The organism is Conyzicola nivalis, assembly GCF_040548875.1.
Taxonomy (GTDB): domain Bacteria; phylum Actinomycetota; class Actinomycetes; order Actinomycetales; family Microbacteriaceae; genus Conyzicola; species Conyzicola nivalis_A.
Window position 1 is genome coordinate 224,156 of sequence record NZ_JBEPSJ010000002.1, and the last position, 15,734, is coordinate 239,889.

At 68.6% G+C, this 15,734-nt stretch carries 14 protein-coding genes and 1 tRNA gene; 6 read left to right on the top strand and 9 right to left on the bottom strand.

All coding sequences use genetic code 11. From position 1 onward, the window contains the following. Positions 1–16: 16 nt before the first annotated feature. The gene (locus ABIE21_RS09715; RefSeq protein ID WP_354024624.1) at positions 17–2,467 is read right to left on the bottom strand and encodes a ribonucleoside-diphosphate reductase subunit alpha; all 2,451 of its coding nucleotides are present in this window, start codon (positions 2,465–2,467) and stop codon (positions 17–19) included. A gap of 232 nt (positions 2,468–2,699) precedes the next feature. Between ABIE21_RS09715 and ABIE21_RS09720 the strand changes: the two genes are divergently transcribed. After that, positions 2,700–3,908, top strand: a complete 1,209-nt coding sequence (locus ABIE21_RS09720) for an MFS transporter (protein WP_354024625.1) — start codon at positions 2,700–2,702, stop codon at positions 3,906–3,908. Between the two features lie 88 nt (positions 3,909–3,996). After that, positions 3,997–4,749 carry an alpha/beta fold hydrolase gene (locus ABIE21_RS09725; RefSeq protein WP_354024626.1) on the top strand — a complete coding sequence of 251 codons (753 nt, stop codon included), beginning with the start codon at positions 3,997–3,999 and terminating at the stop codon, positions 4,747–4,749. A 10-nt stretch (positions 4,750–4,759) separates the two neighbouring features. On the opposite strand, the gene ABIE21_RS09730 is transcribed toward ABIE21_RS09725, so the two are convergent. Together ABIE21_RS09730 and ABIE21_RS09735 are read right to left on the bottom strand one after the other, a co-directional pair. Then, positions 4,760–5,746 (bottom strand): aldo/keto reductase, encoded by a 987-nt coding sequence (locus ABIE21_RS09730; RefSeq protein WP_354024627.1) that lies wholly within the window; start codon positions 5,744–5,746, stop codon positions 4,760–4,762. Between the two features lie 65 nt (positions 5,747–5,811). Continuing rightward, positions 5,812–6,027: a hypothetical protein gene (locus ABIE21_RS09735; protein ID WP_354024628.1), complete on the bottom strand. Its 216-nt coding sequence runs from the start codon at positions 6,025–6,027 to the stop codon at positions 5,812–5,814. A 144-nt stretch (positions 6,028–6,171) separates the two neighbouring features. Between ABIE21_RS09735 and ABIE21_RS09740 the strand changes: the two genes are divergently transcribed. Beyond that, complete coding sequence (locus ABIE21_RS09740) at positions 6,172–7,110, top strand: DUF4349 domain-containing protein (protein ID WP_354024629.1); 939 nt, start codon at positions 6,172–6,174, stop codon at positions 7,108–7,110. Positions 7,111–7,178: 68 nt separating this feature from the next. On the opposite strand, the gene ABIE21_RS09745 is transcribed toward ABIE21_RS09740, so the two are convergent. From ABIE21_RS09745 to galU, 4 genes are all read right to left on the bottom strand, one after another. Then, positions 7,179–7,251 (bottom strand) — tRNA-Ala (locus ABIE21_RS09745). A gap of 63 nt (positions 7,252–7,314) precedes the next feature. Continuing rightward, on the bottom strand, positions 7,315–8,244 hold the full coding sequence (locus ABIE21_RS09750) for a hypothetical protein (protein ID WP_354024630.1): 930 nt from the start codon (positions 8,242–8,244) through the stop codon (positions 7,315–7,317). A 68-nt stretch (positions 8,245–8,312) separates the two neighbouring features. Beyond that, positions 8,313–8,966 (bottom strand): GNAT family N-acetyltransferase, encoded by a 654-nt coding sequence (locus ABIE21_RS09755; protein WP_354024631.1) that lies wholly within the window; start codon positions 8,964–8,966, stop codon positions 8,313–8,315. A gap of 32 nt (positions 8,967–8,998) precedes the next feature. After that, positions 8,999–9,892, bottom strand: a complete 894-nt coding sequence (gene galU / locus ABIE21_RS09760; protein WP_354024632.1) for a UTP--glucose-1-phosphate uridylyltransferase GalU — start codon at positions 9,890–9,892, stop codon at positions 8,999–9,001. A 38-nt stretch (positions 9,893–9,930) separates the two neighbouring features. Here galU and ABIE21_RS09765 point away from each other — a divergent pair, with 38 nt between their 5' ends. The 3 genes from ABIE21_RS09765 to mscL are packed head-to-tail and all read left to right on the top strand — an operon-like array spanning position 9,931 to position 11,391. Then, positions 9,931–10,509: a 5-formyltetrahydrofolate cyclo-ligase gene (locus ABIE21_RS09765; RefSeq protein WP_354024633.1), complete on the top strand. Its 579-nt coding sequence runs from the start codon at positions 9,931–9,933 to the stop codon at positions 10,507–10,509. Between the two features lie 27 nt (positions 10,510–10,536). After that, the gene (locus tag ABIE21_RS09770; protein WP_354024634.1) at positions 10,537–10,869 is read left to right on the top strand and encodes an FmdB family zinc ribbon protein; all 333 of its coding nucleotides are present in this window, start codon (positions 10,537–10,539) and stop codon (positions 10,867–10,869) included. 48 nt (positions 10,870–10,917) lie between these two features. Beyond that, complete coding sequence (gene mscL / locus ABIE21_RS09775) at positions 10,918–11,391, top strand: large conductance mechanosensitive channel protein MscL (protein ID WP_354024635.1); 474 nt, start codon at positions 10,918–10,920, stop codon at positions 11,389–11,391. 432 nt (positions 11,392–11,823) lie between these two features. Here the strand turns inward: mscL and ABIE21_RS09780 are convergent, their stop codons facing one another. Continuing rightward, entirely contained in the window at positions 11,824–11,985 is a 162-nt protein-coding gene (locus ABIE21_RS09780) for a hypothetical protein (RefSeq protein ID WP_354024636.1), read from the bottom strand. 2 nt (positions 11,986–11,987) lie between these two features. Continuing rightward, positions 11,988–15,692, bottom strand: coding sequence for a DEAD/DEAH box helicase (locus ABIE21_RS09785; protein WP_354024637.1), 3,705 nt, complete (start codon positions 15,690–15,692; stop codon positions 11,988–11,990). Between the last annotated feature and the right edge of the window lie 42 nt (positions 15,693–15,734).

Consider the following 15,734-nt stretch of genomic DNA (forward strand, 5'->3'; position numbering starts at 1 on the left):
TAGTCGTCGGGTCCCATTACTTCGCGCCTCCGAAGCCGAAGCCCTTGCGAGGTGCCGAGGGTGCCGAGGCATCCGTCGTTCCGCCGACCGCCGCCGGGGCGCCGAAGCCCTTCTTGGCACCCGACTCGATGTCCTCGCTCTTGTTCACCTTGACGGTGGACTGCTCGGCGGTGTGACGCGGCTTCATGTGCAGGTAGTACGTCGTCTTCACGCCGCGCTCCCACGCACCCATGTAGATGTCCATCATGTCGCCGATGTCGCGCGTCTCGAGGTACATGTTGCGGCTGATCGCCTGGTCGATCCACTTCTGGGCACGAGCCGCGACCTCGAGGAACGAGTACGGCGACAGCTGGAAGCTCGTCTTGTAGGTGGCCTTGACCGAGTCGGGGATCGACGCGATGTTCTGGATGTCGCCCTGGCTGCGCAGGATGGTCTCCTTGGTCGACTCCCAGAGGCCGAGGCCCTGCAGGGTGGTGACCAGGTTGCGGTTGACCTCGAGGAACTTGCCGTTCGAGGTGGCGCGGCTGAAGATCTGCGAGAACTGCGGGTCGAGGCCGGGCGTGGTGCCGGCGACGAGACCGATGGATGCGGTGGGCGCGATCGCCATGAGCGTCGCGTTGCGCATTCCACCCTTGACCTTGAGACGCAGGGCGTCCCAGTCGAGGCGCGTCTTGCGGTTGACCTTGATCTCCTGGCCCCGGTCGGCCTCGGTCAGCGCGATCGAGTCGATGGGGACGAGTCCCTGCGACCAGCGCGAGCCCTCGAAGTTCTTGTAGGCGCCGCGCTCCTTGGCGAGGTTGGCGCTCTCGTCGATCGCCGCGTAGGAGACGTGCTCCATGATCTCGTCGATCAGGTCGTAGGCCTCTTCGCTCTCGTAGCTGATGCCCATGCGCTCGATGATGTCGGTGAAGCCCATGACTCCCAGGCCGACGGCACGGTTCTGCTCGTTGGAGAAGTCGGCCTCTTTCACGCTGGAGCGCGTGATGTCGATGAGGTTGTCGAGCTGACGGACTGCGAGGCGGGCGCTCTCCTCGATCTTGGAGAAGTCGAGCTTCGAGGCGTCGTCGAGGTGACGCGACAGGTTGATCGACGCGAGGTTGCAGACGGAGACGTTGTCTTCGTCCTGCGGCAGCGTGATCTCGGTGCACAGGTTGGAGAGGTGGATCGTTCCCGTGTTGTTGTTGAGGGCACGGTTGTTGATCGTGTCCTTCCAGGTGAGCCACGGGTGAGCGGTGCTCTGCAGCGAGAGCAGGATCGACTTGAACTGCTCGCGGGCGCCCATCTTCTTGAACATGCGCATCTCGCCGGCCTCGGCCTTGGCCACGTACTCGTTGTAGCGAGTCGAGAACTCCTGACCGTAGAGCTCGTTGAGGTCTGCGACCTCGAGCGGGTCGAAGAGGTACCAGAAGTCGTCGTTCTGCACGCGCTTCATGAACTCGTCGCTGATCCAGACCGCGGTGTTGGCGGTGCGGGTGCGGCGGTACGGGTCGCCGGAGTTCTGGCGCAGGTCGAGGAACTCCGGGAAGTCGAGGTGCCAGTTCTCCATGTAGAACGCGAGGGCGCCGAACTTCTTGCCACCGCGGCTGACCGCGCGCAGGATCGAGTCGATGGTGTGCATGAACGGGATCGGGCCCGTGGAGGTCGTGTTGTTGGAGCGGATGGGCGAGCCCTGCGCGCGCAGCTTGGTCACCGAGAGGCCGATGCCGCCGGTGCCCTTGGTGAGCCACATGACGTCGCGCGTGGTCTTCGCGATGTGCTCCATGTCGTCCTGCATCTCCATGACGAAGCAGTTCGCGAGCTGGGGGTAGACGGTGCCCGCGTTGACGAGCGTGGAGCCGGCCGCGAGGTACTCGAGCTTCGACATCTTCTCGTAGAAGGCGATGGCGTGCTCGGTGGGGTTCTGCTCGTTGAGCGAGAGGCCCATCGCGATGCGCATCCAGAAGTACTGGGGAACCTCGAGGGCGTCGCCGTTGCGGCCCTTGATGCCGTAGCGGTTGTTCAGCGTGACGACGCCGATGTACTTGAGCAGCTCGTCGTGGGCGGGCTCGAGGGCGGCCGACAGGGTCGCGAAGTCGAAGAGCTCGACGAGGCGCGTGTCGAGGAGTCCCTCTTCGACACCGCGGCGCACGTTGGCTTCGAAGTGGCTGGCGTGCAGCGACTTGAGCTCGTCGGCGCCGGAGTAGTCGCCGAGCACGCGCTTGTAGATGGTCTTGAGCAGCAGGCGTGCGGCGACGACGTCGAACGCCGGGTCGTCCTTCACGTTCTGCAGTGCGACCTGGATGACAGCCTCGTCGAGCTGCTGGGTCGTGATGCCGTCGAACAGCGTGAGCTCGAGCTCCGACGCGATCTGGGTCACCCAGGTGATGTTGTCATCGAGGCCGTACGTGGCGTGCTCGATGGCGAGGTTGATCTTGTTGGCGTCGTACGGCTCTCGCTCGCCGTTGCGCTTGACTACTGTGATTCCCACGAATGCTCCTAAAAATGCCCCGAATTGGCCACAACTGACGTCGCCGGCCCGGCTCTTCCACCACTATATATCGGGGTCGAAGCGGATGCCTATCCCTAGATGTAGTGGGCGTGTCATCCACAGGTGTGGATAACTTCGCCGACTTCTCCACAGGCTAGCCGGGGCATCTGACACCCGATAAAGCAAGCCCCAAAGCGAGTCGGATGCCTTCCCGACTCCCTAGAATGGGTCGGTGAATAGCTACGCCAATCTGTTGAAAACCCCGGGGGTGGCCCGGATCATCGCGGCGCAGCTCACAGCACGATTCCCCTCGGGAATGCTCTCGCTCGCCTACCTGCTGCACATCGAGGGCATCCTCGACTCCTACGGCGCCGCCGGCCTCGTCCTCGCCGCCACCAGTCTCGGCCAGGCCGTCGCCGGACCGCTCACCAGCCGGTGGATGGGCGTCTGGAGCATGCGCAAGGTGCTCGTGCTCACCATGATCGTGTGCGCCATCTCGATCTTCTGCATGGCGTTCATTCTCATGCCGCTCTGGCTGTACATGGTCGTCGGATTGATCGGCGGGCTGTCGACGCCGCCGATCCAGCCGGCCGTGCGCACCATCTACCCCAAGATGGTCAACTCCAAGCAGCTCACGCCGCTGTTCTCGCTCGACGCCTCGGCGCAGGAGATCATCTGGGTCGCCGGCCCCGTGATCACCACGTTCGTCGCCGTGCAGATCTCGACGACCACCGCGATCGTGCTCGCCGGAGTGCTGCTCGTCGGCGGCGGGCTCTGGTTCATCCTCTCCCCCGAGGTCGGCCGGGTGCGCATCCCGCGCAGCAAGCGTCGTCTCGGCGTCGTGCTCAAGCGCCCCGCTGTGCTGCTGTCGACCATCACCGGCTTCCTGCTGATCGGCGCGTGCGCGGCGGTCGAGGCGAGCGTCGTCGCGACCTTCGGCGACCACGGCCCGGAGTCGGGCATCATCCTGGCCATCTTCGCCTTCGGCTCCCTCGCCGGCGGACTCGCGCTCGGCCACCTCCCTGTCGGACCGTGGGCGATGGCCAGGCGTATGTTCGCCGTGTTCGTGGGCATGGCCCTCGCGCTGGCATCGCTCGACTTCTGGTGGCTCGCGATCGCGCTGTTCGTCGCCGGCATCGGTATCGCTCCCGCGCTCGCGGTGATGTTCGCGATCGTCTCGGCGACGGTCAAGTTCAGCGACACCGCCGAGGCCTACGGATGGGTAGGAACCGGCCAGCTCATCGGCGCAGCCATCGGCTCGGCGGTCGCCGGGTTCCTCATCGACGAAAACGGCGCGATCGGCGGTTTCGCGGCCGCAGCGGCGCTCGCCTTCCTCGGGTTCCTCATCCCGCTCGTGCTGCGCGGCTGGCACCCCGACCTGCGCGGCCGCGAGCTGACCTCCCTGCCCGACACGGCGCCGATCCCGATCCAGCCGAGCTAGCGGCGACTTACCGCCGCGGATCGTCGCGATACCGCCACGCGGCGCAACACGGCGTCGCGCAGACCACGGCGCCCGGTACCGTGGCCGGATGCCCCACGATGCATCCGCTCCCCTCGTCCTCCCGCAGCGCCACTGGGGAGACGCCGACTCGCCTCGCCGCGCGCTGCTCGTGCACGGGCTCACCTCGAACGGCGCGACGTGGTGGCGCGTCGGCGAGGCACTCGCCGCCGACGGCTGGCACGTGACGGCCGTCGACCTGCGCGGCAACGGCGGCGCGCCCGTCGCCGAGCGCTACGACTTCGCGGCCTACGCGGGCGACCTCCCCGGCGACGACTGGGACGTCGTCGTCGGCCACTCCCTCGGCGGTGCCGTCGCCGTGGTGGCCGCGTCGCGCCCCGGCTTCACCCGGCGCCTCGTGCTGCTCGACCCCGCGCTGGCGGTCGAGGGCGACGACGTCGCGGGGCTGCTCGTCGGGGAGCTGGCCGAGCTGCGCCTCGACCAGGACGGCTTCCGGCAGCTGCGGCCGCTCTGGCATCCACACGACATCGAGCTCAAGGCTGCGGCCGTCGCCCAGGCGACCGCCCACATGGTCGAGCGCACGGTCGGCGACAACTCCCCGTGGAACGTGCTCGCCGAAACATCCGCGCTCGAGGTTCCGACGCTGCTCGTCGGCGGCGACCACGCGGTCTACAGCATGGTTCCCACCGACTCGGCGCGGTCGCTGGTCGCGTCGAACCCGAATCTCTCCTACGTCGTGGTGCCGGGTTCGGGGCACTCCCCGCACCGCGACCGCCCCGACGAGACGCTGAGCCTGCTGCGCGGCTGGCTCGCCGACAGCTGACTCCGACGGGTCACCAGCGGCCGTGCACCGCCTCGCGGAAGTAGCGGTCGTAGATGTCGGTGACGGTCGTGCCGAACGACTCGGGCAGCGGCGCCACGGATCCGGCCGACGCGTTGGCACGCGCCTGCTCGACGCTGCGCGCGCCGGGGATGACCGTGGTGACGCCGGGAAGCTGGGCGAGCCAGGCTAGGGCGGCGACCGAGGGGCTCAGACCGACGGATGCCGCGAGCGCCGAGAACTCGCCGGCTGCGGCGACTCCCTGTTCGAAGTCGACACCGGAGAAGGTCTCTCCCACGTCGAACGATTCGCCGTGGCGATTGAACGTGCGGTGGTCGTTCGCGGCGAAGGTCGTGTCGCGCGTGTACTTTCCGCTCAGCAGCCCGGACGCGAGCGGCACGCGCGTGATGATGGCCACGCCCGCGTCGGCAGCCGCGGGCAGCACACGCTCGAGCGGCTTGAGCCGGAACGCGTTGACGATGATCTGCACGCTCGCGAGCCCGGGATGAGCGATCGCGGCGAGCGCCTCCTCCTCGGTCTCGACGCTCACGCCGTAGCGGGCGATGGCGCCGTCGGCGACCAGGGTGTCTAGGGCCTCGTACACGGCGTCGGTGGAGAACACGGGGGTCGGCGGGCAGTGCAGCTGCACGAGGTCGAGGGTGTCGACGCGCAGGTTTGCGCGCGAGCGATCGGTCCACTCGCGGAACTTCGCGAGCGTGAAGTTGGCCGGGTCCTGCTCCTCGCGGCGCCCCATCTTGGTGGCGACGAAGATGTCGAGCCCGGGATTGTCGGCGAGGTAGCCGCCGATGATCTGCTCGCTGCGTCCGTCGCCGTAGACGTCGGCGGTGTCGAACACGGTGACGCCCGACTCGACGGAGGCGTCGAGCACTGCACGGGCATCCGCCTCGCTCACGTCTCCCCAGTCGGCGCCGAGCTGCCAGGTGCCGAGTCCGATGACCGAGAGGTCCTTGCCGATGCGCGCCGCGTTGCGAGTGTCCATAAGACGAGCGTAGACGTGACGAAGGGGGCCGGGCGAACCACCGACCCCCTCCGCTGAGCGCGACACTAGTCGCGCAGCTTCTCCTTGTACTCGTTCTTCGCCTCGGTCGCGTCGCGCTCCGCCTCCGCCTTGCGTACGTCGCCCTCGGCCTTCTTCACCTCGGCGTCGGCCTTGGCCTCGTCGACCTTGTCGCCGATGCGTTCCTTGGTGTCGTCGGCGAATTCGCCGATCTTCTTGCCCGTCGCCTCTGCGGCGTCCTTGGCACTGTCGAACACGCCCATGATTTCTCCCTTGATCGGTGGTCGCATTCGACGCTACGTCTGTCGGGCGCGGGGCTCCAGACCTTGACAGCGCCGGGCGGTGACGCGCGAGTCGCGAGGAACGTTGGGTAGCGGTCGGCGACGGATGCTGGGTACCGTCACACCATGAGGCGCATACTATTACCCACACTGATCGTCGCCGTCGCCGTGTCGCTCGCGGGGTGCACCGCCGGCACGAAGACGGGCGTCGACTCGGTGTCACCGGCCGACTCGCGGGCTCCGCAGTCGGAGTCGCTGCCCGCTCCGCAGTCGGGGTCGAGCGACTCCCGCTTCGCCGAGGGCGCCGAGGGATTCGAGGGCGCCCCCGTACCGGGCACCGTCGCCGAACAGGACCGGTCTGTGGTGACGACCGGCACGGTCACGGTGACCGCCGAGGAGCCGCTCGAGGCGGCCACCGACGCGGTGCGCATCGTCGAGACCGCGGGCGGCCGCATCGACGCCCGCACCGAGACCGCGCCGCAGAAGGGCGACCGGGGAAGCGCGACCCTGACGGTGCGCATCCCGACGTCGTCGCTCACCGCGACGCTCGACAAGCTGAAGGCGCTGGGCAAGACCGAGAACGTGGCGCTCACCTCGGTGGACGTGACCACCCAGGTGCAGGATCTGGACGCGCGCATCTCCGCGCTGCGGTCATCCGTCGAGCGGCTCACCGCGCTGCTCTCCACGGCGACCGACACCGACACGCTCATCAAGCTCGAGACGGCGATCAGCGAGCGTCAGGGCAACCTCGAGTCGCTCGAGGCCCAGCAGCGTGGCCTCGCCGACCAGGTGAGCCTCTCGACCATCGAGCTCTGGCTGATCTCCGAGGCGGATGCCCCGGTCGAGACCCCCGACACCTTCTGGAGCGGGCTCCTGGCCGGGTGGGCGGCCTTCACCGGCTTCCTCGGGTTCCTACTCGTCGCGGCCGGCGTGCTGCTGCCGTGGATCGTGCTCGCGGCGATCGCGGCGGGCGTCACGCTTCTTATCGTGCGGCGACGGCGACGCGCGTCTGCCGCCGTGATCGCGGCCGGCGCGACGGAGTCCGACGCGACCGAAGCCGACTGACCGCACGAGCCGGCGCAGAAACACGAAACCCCCGCCGGAGCCCGGCGGGGGTTTCGTTACAACAGGTGTGGACCCTAGGAGATTTGAACTCCTGACCTCCTCGATGCGAACGAGGCGCGCTACCAACTGCGCCAAGGGCCCGTGTTGCAGTGCAACATTATCACGCCCGTGGTGGTCTTTCGATCCGCGGGCGGGGAGGCGGATCTAGCTCGCTGCGCGACGGCGACGCAGCACGGCGTCGAGGTCGGGGGCGGCTGTCGCGCCCTGCTCGACGATGCCCATGGCGGCGAACCGGCTCGGGCGTGCGATCGGAATCGGCGGGGTCGCGGGCGCTGCAGCGGCGGCCTGGGCGGCGCGCAGCTCGCGTTCGGCCTCGGCTGCCGCCTCGCGCAGCTCGGCGGCGACCTCGTCGGCCACGATGACCACGGGCTCGGGCGCCGGGCGCGAGAGGTAGAGCGGCTTGGGGATCGGGACCGGGGTCCATTCCTTCTGGGCCACGGGAGCGGGAGCCTCGCGGCGCACCGGGACCGTGCGCTGCACCGGGGTGCGCACCACGGGGCGGGCGATGGCGGCGGCACGGGCGCGGCTCACCGAGGCGAGCCGGCCGAGCATGGCGAACGAGGTGACCGCGCCGACGCCGGCGAAGGCGAGGACCGCGGGGGCGCCGGCCGCGAGCCCGGAGGTGAACACGAAGACGAGCTGCACGACGAGAGCCGCGAGCGACCCGAAGAAGACGGCGGAGGTGACCCCGCGGGTGCGACGCAGTCGCCGCGACGCGACCGACTGGGACGCGACGACGGCGGCGAGAGCCGGCTGCGCCTCCGCGAGCTGACGTGTGGCCGTGCGGGCCAGGGCGGCATCCCGAGCCCTCGCGACGGCATCGGCAAGCTGCTGTTGCTGCAGCAGGCTGCGCTGGAATGCCGCGACGCTACGCGCCGACGTCTCGGCGTGCACCTCGACGGGCACCTCGGCGCTCTCGGCGAGGATGCGGAGCGTCTGCTGCAGCCGCACCGCGTTGCGCTCCGTCGCGAGGTATTCGCGGCGCCGGAGCCAGGTGGGCACGAGGTAGACGAGCCAGAGCCCTGCCGCGAGCGCGAGCATGGCGCCACTGCTGAGTCCGCCCGAAAGGTTCATGTGCCTAAGTTACGAGTGATAGAGGGGAAAGCCGAGGACTTCGACAGGGTGTGTTCGCGCCGCGACGCTCAGCCGATGGGGATCGGGCGTTGCGCCTTCTCCCGATCCGCGGGCGGGATTACCGCGTTCTCGGCGGGCACCCGGCCGTCGTGCCAGCGTCGCAGCACGCCGGTGGGCAGCTCTTCGACGGTCAGTGCGAAGCAGAAATGGTCGCGCCAGTCGCCGTTGATGTGGATGTACCGGCGCCGCAGTCCCTCGTAGCGGAAGCCGAGCTTCTCGACCACGCGCAGGCTCGGCTCGTTCTCGGGCCGGATGCAGATCTCGATGCGGTGCAGCCCGACGGTGAAGAAGCAGTGGTCGCTCGCGAGGGCGACCGCGGTGGGCGTGAGCCCCTTGCCCGCGAACCGCTCGGACACCCAGTAGCCGATGGTCGCCATCGACACCGAGCCGTAGCTGATCGACGACACGTTCAACTGCCCGGCGAGCTCGCCCCGGTATTCGATGATGAACGGCAGGCCGAGCCCCGCGCGGGCGTTGGACTGCAGGTGACGGATGCTGGCGCGCACGTCGAAACTCATCGGTCCGACCGGGTTGGTCGCCTCCCACTTGCGCAGCCACGTGCGGTTCTCGAGCAGTTCGCGCTCGAGCGCACGGGCGTCGCGGAGGCGCACCGGCCGGATCGTGATGTCCCCGTCGCGCAGGGTGGGGATGAGGGTCGACATGGTTAGTCCAGTATGCCCTCCCCGTCGGGCGGCTAGTCCTCCAGAGTGGCCGAGAATTCCTTCAGCCACGGGCGGAGCTCGGGACCGAGGTCTTCGCGTTCGACGGCGAGCTGCACGATCGCCTTGATGTAGTCGAGACGGTCTCCCGTGTCGTAACGGCGGCCGCGGAAGACGACGCCGTACACGCCACCGGCGATGTTGTTCTTGGCCTGGGTGCGCAGCGCGTCCGTCAGCTGGATCTCGTTGCCCTTGCCGGGCTCCGTGTTCTCGAGGATGTCGAAGATGTCGGGCTGCAGCACGTAGCGGCCGATGATCGCGTAGTTCGAGGGGGCGGTGCCCTCTGCGGGCTTCTCGACGAGGTCGAGCACCTTCACGACGTCGGGGCTTCCCGTGGCCTCGACGGTGGCGACACCGTACATGTGGGCGACCTCGGGTGCCACCTCCATGAGGGCGATGACGGTGCACTCCCGCTTGTTCTGCTCTTCGATCATGCGGGCGAGAAGCACGTCGCGGGAGTCGATGAGGTCGTCGCCGAGCAGCACCGCGAACGGCTGGTTGCCGACGTGCATGTGGGCGCGCAGCACCGCGTGGCCGAGACCGCGCGGGTCTCCCTGGCGCACGTAGTGCATGTCGGCGAGGTCGTTGGAGTACTCGACCTTGTGCAGGCGATCGGTGTCGCCCTTCGTCGTGAGGGTGGCCTCGAGCTCGGTGGCGCGGTCGAAGTGGTTCTCCAGCGCGGTCTTGTTGCGACCGGTGATGAGCAGGACATCGGTGAGTCCTGCGGCTACGGCCTCTTCGACGACGTACTGGATGGCCGGCTTGTCGACGACCGGCAGCATCTCCTTCGGCATTGCTTTCGTGGCCGGAAGGAATCGTGTTCCGAGTCCGGCGGCGGGAATGACTGCTTTTGTAATTCTGAAGGCCATAACCGAAAGGCTACCGGGCAACCTCGTAGGATTGGAGGATGTCAGACGACGTCACGTTGGAGAAACGCGCTCTACGCGCGGAGTTACGCGAGCGGCGCCGCACGATGACTACCCCCGAACGGGGCAAAGTTAACCTGGCCGTAACATCGAACCTCATTCAGTTAACCGAGAGCCTCGGCGTGTCGTCGATAGCTGCGTATCTCTCGACAAACGACGAGCCGGACACGCGAGAGTTCCTCCACTGGGCCTGCGCGCAGGGCATCCGGGTGCTGCTGCCCATCTCGAGGGAAGACGGTCTGCTCGACTGGGCGCCGTACGACGGCAAGGACGAAGACGAGGACGTCTTCGGAATGCCCACACCGACCACCGAGCTTCTCGGGCCGATCGCCATCAACGACGTCGACCTCATCATCGTGCCGGCGGCCACCGTCGACCGCACCGGGATGCGCATGGGCTGGGGCCGCGGCTACTTCGACAAGACGCTCGGCAGCATGGAGCAGTGCCCCCCGGTCTATGCTGTGATATTCGACAGCGAACTCGTCGACACCGTGCCCAGCGAGGTGCACGACCAGCGAGTCAACGGCGTAGTCACGCCCGGCGGCATCACCACCTTCTAGAGCCGTCCATCTTTTCAGGAGTTCTCCTTGCCTACCTACTCGTACAAGCACCTCGATGACGGCACCACGTTCGACGTGTACCAGTCGTTCACCGACCCCGACCTCACGGTCTCGCCGGTCGACGGCCGCCCGGTGCGCAAGGTCTTCTCCCCCATCGGCGTGAGCTTCAGCGGAAGCGGCTTCTACCGCAACGACTCGCGTAGCGAGAACAAGACGTCGGATGCCCCGGGCAAGAAGTCGACCCCCGCCGAGACGTCGTCGGCGCCGGCCGCGACATCCGCTCCGGCCGCGTCTGCGGCACCGGCCAGCACGTCGGCACCGGCCGCCTCGTCAGCACCCGCCGCCAAGCCCTCCGTCTAGGCTGGGAATGAGCGTTCTTCGCTCGTACCTACGTCAAGGAGTGTCTGCATGAAGGGTTTCAAGGAGTTCATCCTCCGCGGAAACGTGATCGACCTCGCGGTCGCCGTCGTGATCGGTGCCGCGTTCACGGCCATCGTCACCTCGATCGTGAACGGAGTCTTCAACCCTGCGATCGGCGCGCTGTTCAGGGCCGAGAGCCTCAATGACGCACTCGACGTGGTCATCCCGACGACCGGTGGCGGCGAGGCCACCATCAAATTCGGCGTGGTCGTCGCCGCGCTCATCCAGTTCCTGCTGGTGGCGGCCGTCGTCTACTTCGCCCTCATCATCCCGATCAACTACCTGAAGAAGGTCTCGTTCGCGAAGAAGAAGGAAGAGATCGCGGCCGGCGTCGAAGACCCGGCGAAGGAGCCCAGCGAGGTCGAGCTGCTCATCGAGATCAGAAACCTCCTGGCGTCGGGCTCGGCGGCTTCGTCTGCCATGTCCGATCCGAAGGGCAAGCACAGCGACGTGGTGGGGTAGCGCTGCCGCCGAACCCGCCGGTTGAGTAGGGCCGTCCACGGCCCGTATCGAAACCGCGCCGCGTCCGCACCCAGTCTCGCGCCCGCGCCCGCGCCCGCGAGTGCAGTTGTGCGCCATGCTCGGGGCGCATCCGGGGCACAACTGCACTCTTGACGACCCTGGCTGGCCATTCGTGGTCGTGATCCCGCCGGCCGAGTGTGCCGAACTGGCCAGCCGGCGTCCAACCAGCCGGATGGTCGCGGTCACGCGCCGTCGCGCTCACCACTCGCCCTCGCGCCCGCACTCGCCACTCACCCGCACCCGCGACAGTGCAGTTGTGCGCCATGCTCGGGGCGCATCCGGGGCACAACTGCACTCTCGACGACCTGACGCGGCGGGACGCGAGGTTTCGATACGGTCGCTGAGCGACCTACTCAACCAGCGAAGGGCGGGTCAGCCCCAGTGCGGCGGCTTGTCGGCCTTGAGGCGCTCGTCGTTCTCGGTGCCCGAGGTGCGGGGCTCCTCCGGCTGCGGCGTCGGGTCGCTGCCGGCCGGAGGCTCGGTCGTGACCCTGCGACGCTTCGGACGCGGCTTCGGTGTCTCGGGAGACGCCATCGCTACTGCTGGATGATCGTGATCGGCTCGGTGACCGGGCTGGTGTCGACGCCGAGGGTCTCCATGACCCGACGCGCGACGGCGTCTGGATCGCTGAACAGCTCGAACGCGTGAACTCGCAGGTAGTGCCATCCGAGGCGTCGCAGCAGTTCCGGGCGCAGCCGCAGCGACTCACGCAGCGTGGTCTGCCCCAGCATCGCGTCGGTCTCGACGGTGACGCAGACGCCGCCGTGCGAGGCGACCAGGCCGAGCTTGCCGCGGTGCCCGAGGGCGACACGGATCCCCCGGTGCTCGAGACGACGCGCCAGGTCGACGAGCATGGGGTCGCTGTCGTCGGGAAGCGGGATGTCGGCGAGGCGCGCGTCCACCTCGGCGAGGATCTCGGCGAGGGCGATGGCACCGTGGCTCATCCGGTCGCCGTCGATGTCGGCCGGCTCGAAGCAGGTCACGATCACCATCGAGCGGCGGGCGCGGGTCATCGCGACGGCGAGCAGGCGCTCTCCGCCCGGCTGGCCGAGCACGCCGAAGTTGGAGAGCACACGGCCGTGCGGGGTGCGCCCGAAGCCGATCGAGAAGATGACGCGGTCGCGGCTCTCGGCCACGGCCTGATCGATCGTCATGACCGCGAACGGCTCGGGACGGTCTCCGATGATGAAGTCGTTGAGCTCGGGGCGCGTCGTGACGGCCGTGAGCACCGCCTGCTGCACCCGCACGGCGTGCAGCGGGCTCGCGGTGATGACCATGAGCGACTCGCGCGAGCGTTCGGCGGCGTGGGCGAGCACGAGCTCGACGACGCGGTTGACCTCGGCGTCGACGCTCTCGACGGCTCCGGTGTAGCTGTCGGGCAGCCCGTGGCCGTCGGCGACGAAGTCCATGGCGAGGCTGCCGTGCCCGAGGAAGCTTCCGGCCCAGGGCAGCGACTGGATGCGACCGCCGTAGAAGCGGCGGTTCACCAGCTCGGCGAGATCCTCCCCTCCCGGGCGGTAGCTGCGCGTGAGCGAGAACGTGGGCAGGATCGAGCCGAGCCGCGACAACGACGAGTTCTCGTGCAGGTCGTCGAGCGTCTCCTCGTCGGGTGCCGGCGGCTGCTCGGTGAACTGGTCGTCGATCGCGATCGCGAAGGCGGCGGGCGTCTGGGTGACCGGGTCGCCGAACGCGACGACCTGCTTGGCGCGGCGGATGGCGCCGACCGTCTCGGCGATCGTGGTGGCGCCCGCGTCGACCAGGATCACGGCGTCGAACGGCATGCTGTCGGCGATCGTGGCGACCTCGTAGGGAGAGGCGAGCCAGACCGGAGCGACCGCGCGGGAGAGGTGGGGCGCGGTGGTCTGCAGGTCGAAGGCGTCCATCTGGCTGCGCAGCAGGAGCTTCTTCAGCAGGCGGCCCTCGTCAGGCCAGTCGACGAGTCCGATCTTCCAGTTCTCGGCGAGCTGCCACGACAGCAGCTGGGCGCTGCCGGTGGCGTGCGCGTCGTCGACGAGACGGAAGTCGGCCTCGAGACGGTCGAGCACGGGGGTGTTCGCGCCGAGGAGGGCACGGTCGGCGGCGAGCAGCGACTCGAGGGCCGACTGCCACCAGGCGAGTTCCAGCTCGGCCTCGACCTGCTCCTCGGGAACGTGGCGCTGTGCGAGGTCGGTGATGAGCGGATCGAGCTCGAGGTCGGTGAGCGTCTTCATGAGCGCGGTGCGCTCCTGCAGGTTGTGCAGCACGTCGGAGTCGGCCGCGAGCGCCCGCAGGTCGTCGATCAGCACCGCGACCGGCTGATTCGCGAGAGCGGTCTCCCTCGTGTCGAAACCGAGGGGCGCATCCAGCTTCGCCAGGTCCTGCTCGACCTGCTGGAGGGCGACGCGCACGTCGGCGATGCCGACCGGGACCTCGGGCGCGACGCCCTCGGTCACGAACCGCTGCCAGAGCACGCGCTGCTGCTGGATGCGCAGGAGCGCGGCGTTCATGTCGCTCACGTGCACGCCGGGGCGCACGTACTCGCGGGCGAGCTTCTTGAGGCGACGGCGGTTGGCGCCCGACATGTTCGGGCTGTCCTTGCGGGCGGAGGTCGCCATGACGAGCTCGCCGATCGAGCGGTCGAAGACCATCGGGAGGAACTTGTCGAGGGTGTCGCGCAGATCGGTGAGCAGGCGCAGGTAGACGCCGAGCTCGTGGATCGTGGCGAACGGGCGCATCCTGGTCGAGCTGATGACGGCGTTGGCGCGCTCGATGAGACGGGGCAGCTCTTCGTTCGAGAGCTTCTTGGCGAGCTCGTGGGCGCGCACGGCCTCGTCGCTCGTCGCGAACTGGGCGCCGTACCAGGGCGAGTCGCCCGGGCCGTACTTGAACTCGCCGAGCGCCGCGGCCTGCACCATGGTCTCGGCGGCGTGGCGGCGGTCGCTCGCCAGCTTCTCCACCGACGAACGGGAGAGCCGCGCCGTCGTGGCGGGCGGGCTCGGCAGCAGTGCGAGACGGGACAGCTCGGTGACGCACTCGAGCACCGAGATGCCGAGAACGGGGTCGGGCTTGCTGAGCGCGCCGCGGTAGTCGAGCAGCACCTTGCGCAGGCGCACGAGGGCGTCGTCGACCTCGTCGACGTTGGGCTGTGCGGAGCGCTCGTTGCGCGAGATGGAGCGGATGATGTCGCGGCGCAGAGTGCGCGGCGCGGCGGCGACGCCGGGCAGGCCGACGTCGTTGAGACGCTGGGCGATGCCGTGCAGCGAGGCACGCCGCGGGCTGACCACGAGCACGCGCTTGTTCTGGCCGACGAGGCTGCCGATCGCGTTGACGATCGTCTGGGTGCCGCCGGTTCCCGGCAGGGTCTTGACGACGAGCGAGTTGCCGGCGGCGATCTGGGCGATCACGTGCTCCTGCTCGGCGTCGGCGTCGAGCAGGAGGGTGTCGGTCTGCGGCGAGCGCTCGTCGGCGCTCTGGGCCTCGACGGCGATGAACGCGTCCTGGACGCTCGACTTCGCCGCAGGGTTTCCGGCGATGGCGTCGATGACGGGGTGGTCGAGGTCTGCGACATCCGCCACCATCGAGTTCGCGACGTCTGCGAAGGTGGAGACGACGAGGCGCGGGCTCACGTTGAACCACTCCAGGTGGCTGGTCAGTCCGCGGAGGCGGTCGATGACCGGGTTGGGCTTGAACGTGCCGTCGTCGTCGGTGAGTGCGACGAACGCTGCCGCGTCGAGCTTGAGACCGAACTGGGCCTCGAGGGCGCGGGCGAGCTCGGGGTTGAGGAAGGCCGAGCCCTTGAGCTTGACCTCGAAGTCCCGACCGTGACGGCGGATGGCGAGGGGGCGAAGCAGCACGGGCGCGCGGAACTCGGCGCCCTCGAACTGCCACTCGGCGATGCCGATGCCGAGGTGCACGGCGTCGATGCCGCGAGCGGTCGACAGCTCGAGCCCCTTCGACGCGATCTGACCGGCCGCGACCTTCGCGCTGCGCAGGGCGAGGTCGTCGCGGATGAGGCTCGACAGCAGGGTCGTCTTGCCGGTGATGAACTGGGCGAGACCGCCGGGATGTGTCGTCGAGAGCTCGATGCGGGTGCGCGGGGCGTCGACGAAGTGCAGCAACGACGAGCGTCCGCCGATCGCGGAGAGCTCGGAACGCCAGGCGCTCCATGTCGGTTCCGCCACGTTTCCCGGCGCGTAGCTCGGGTCGCCCAGACTCAGCGCGTGCGGCGCCGTCACTTGTGGGCGCACATGGGCAACACCCATGTCAGCCTCCTCAGGGAAGTCGTTGTCTGTTCTCTCGGCGCG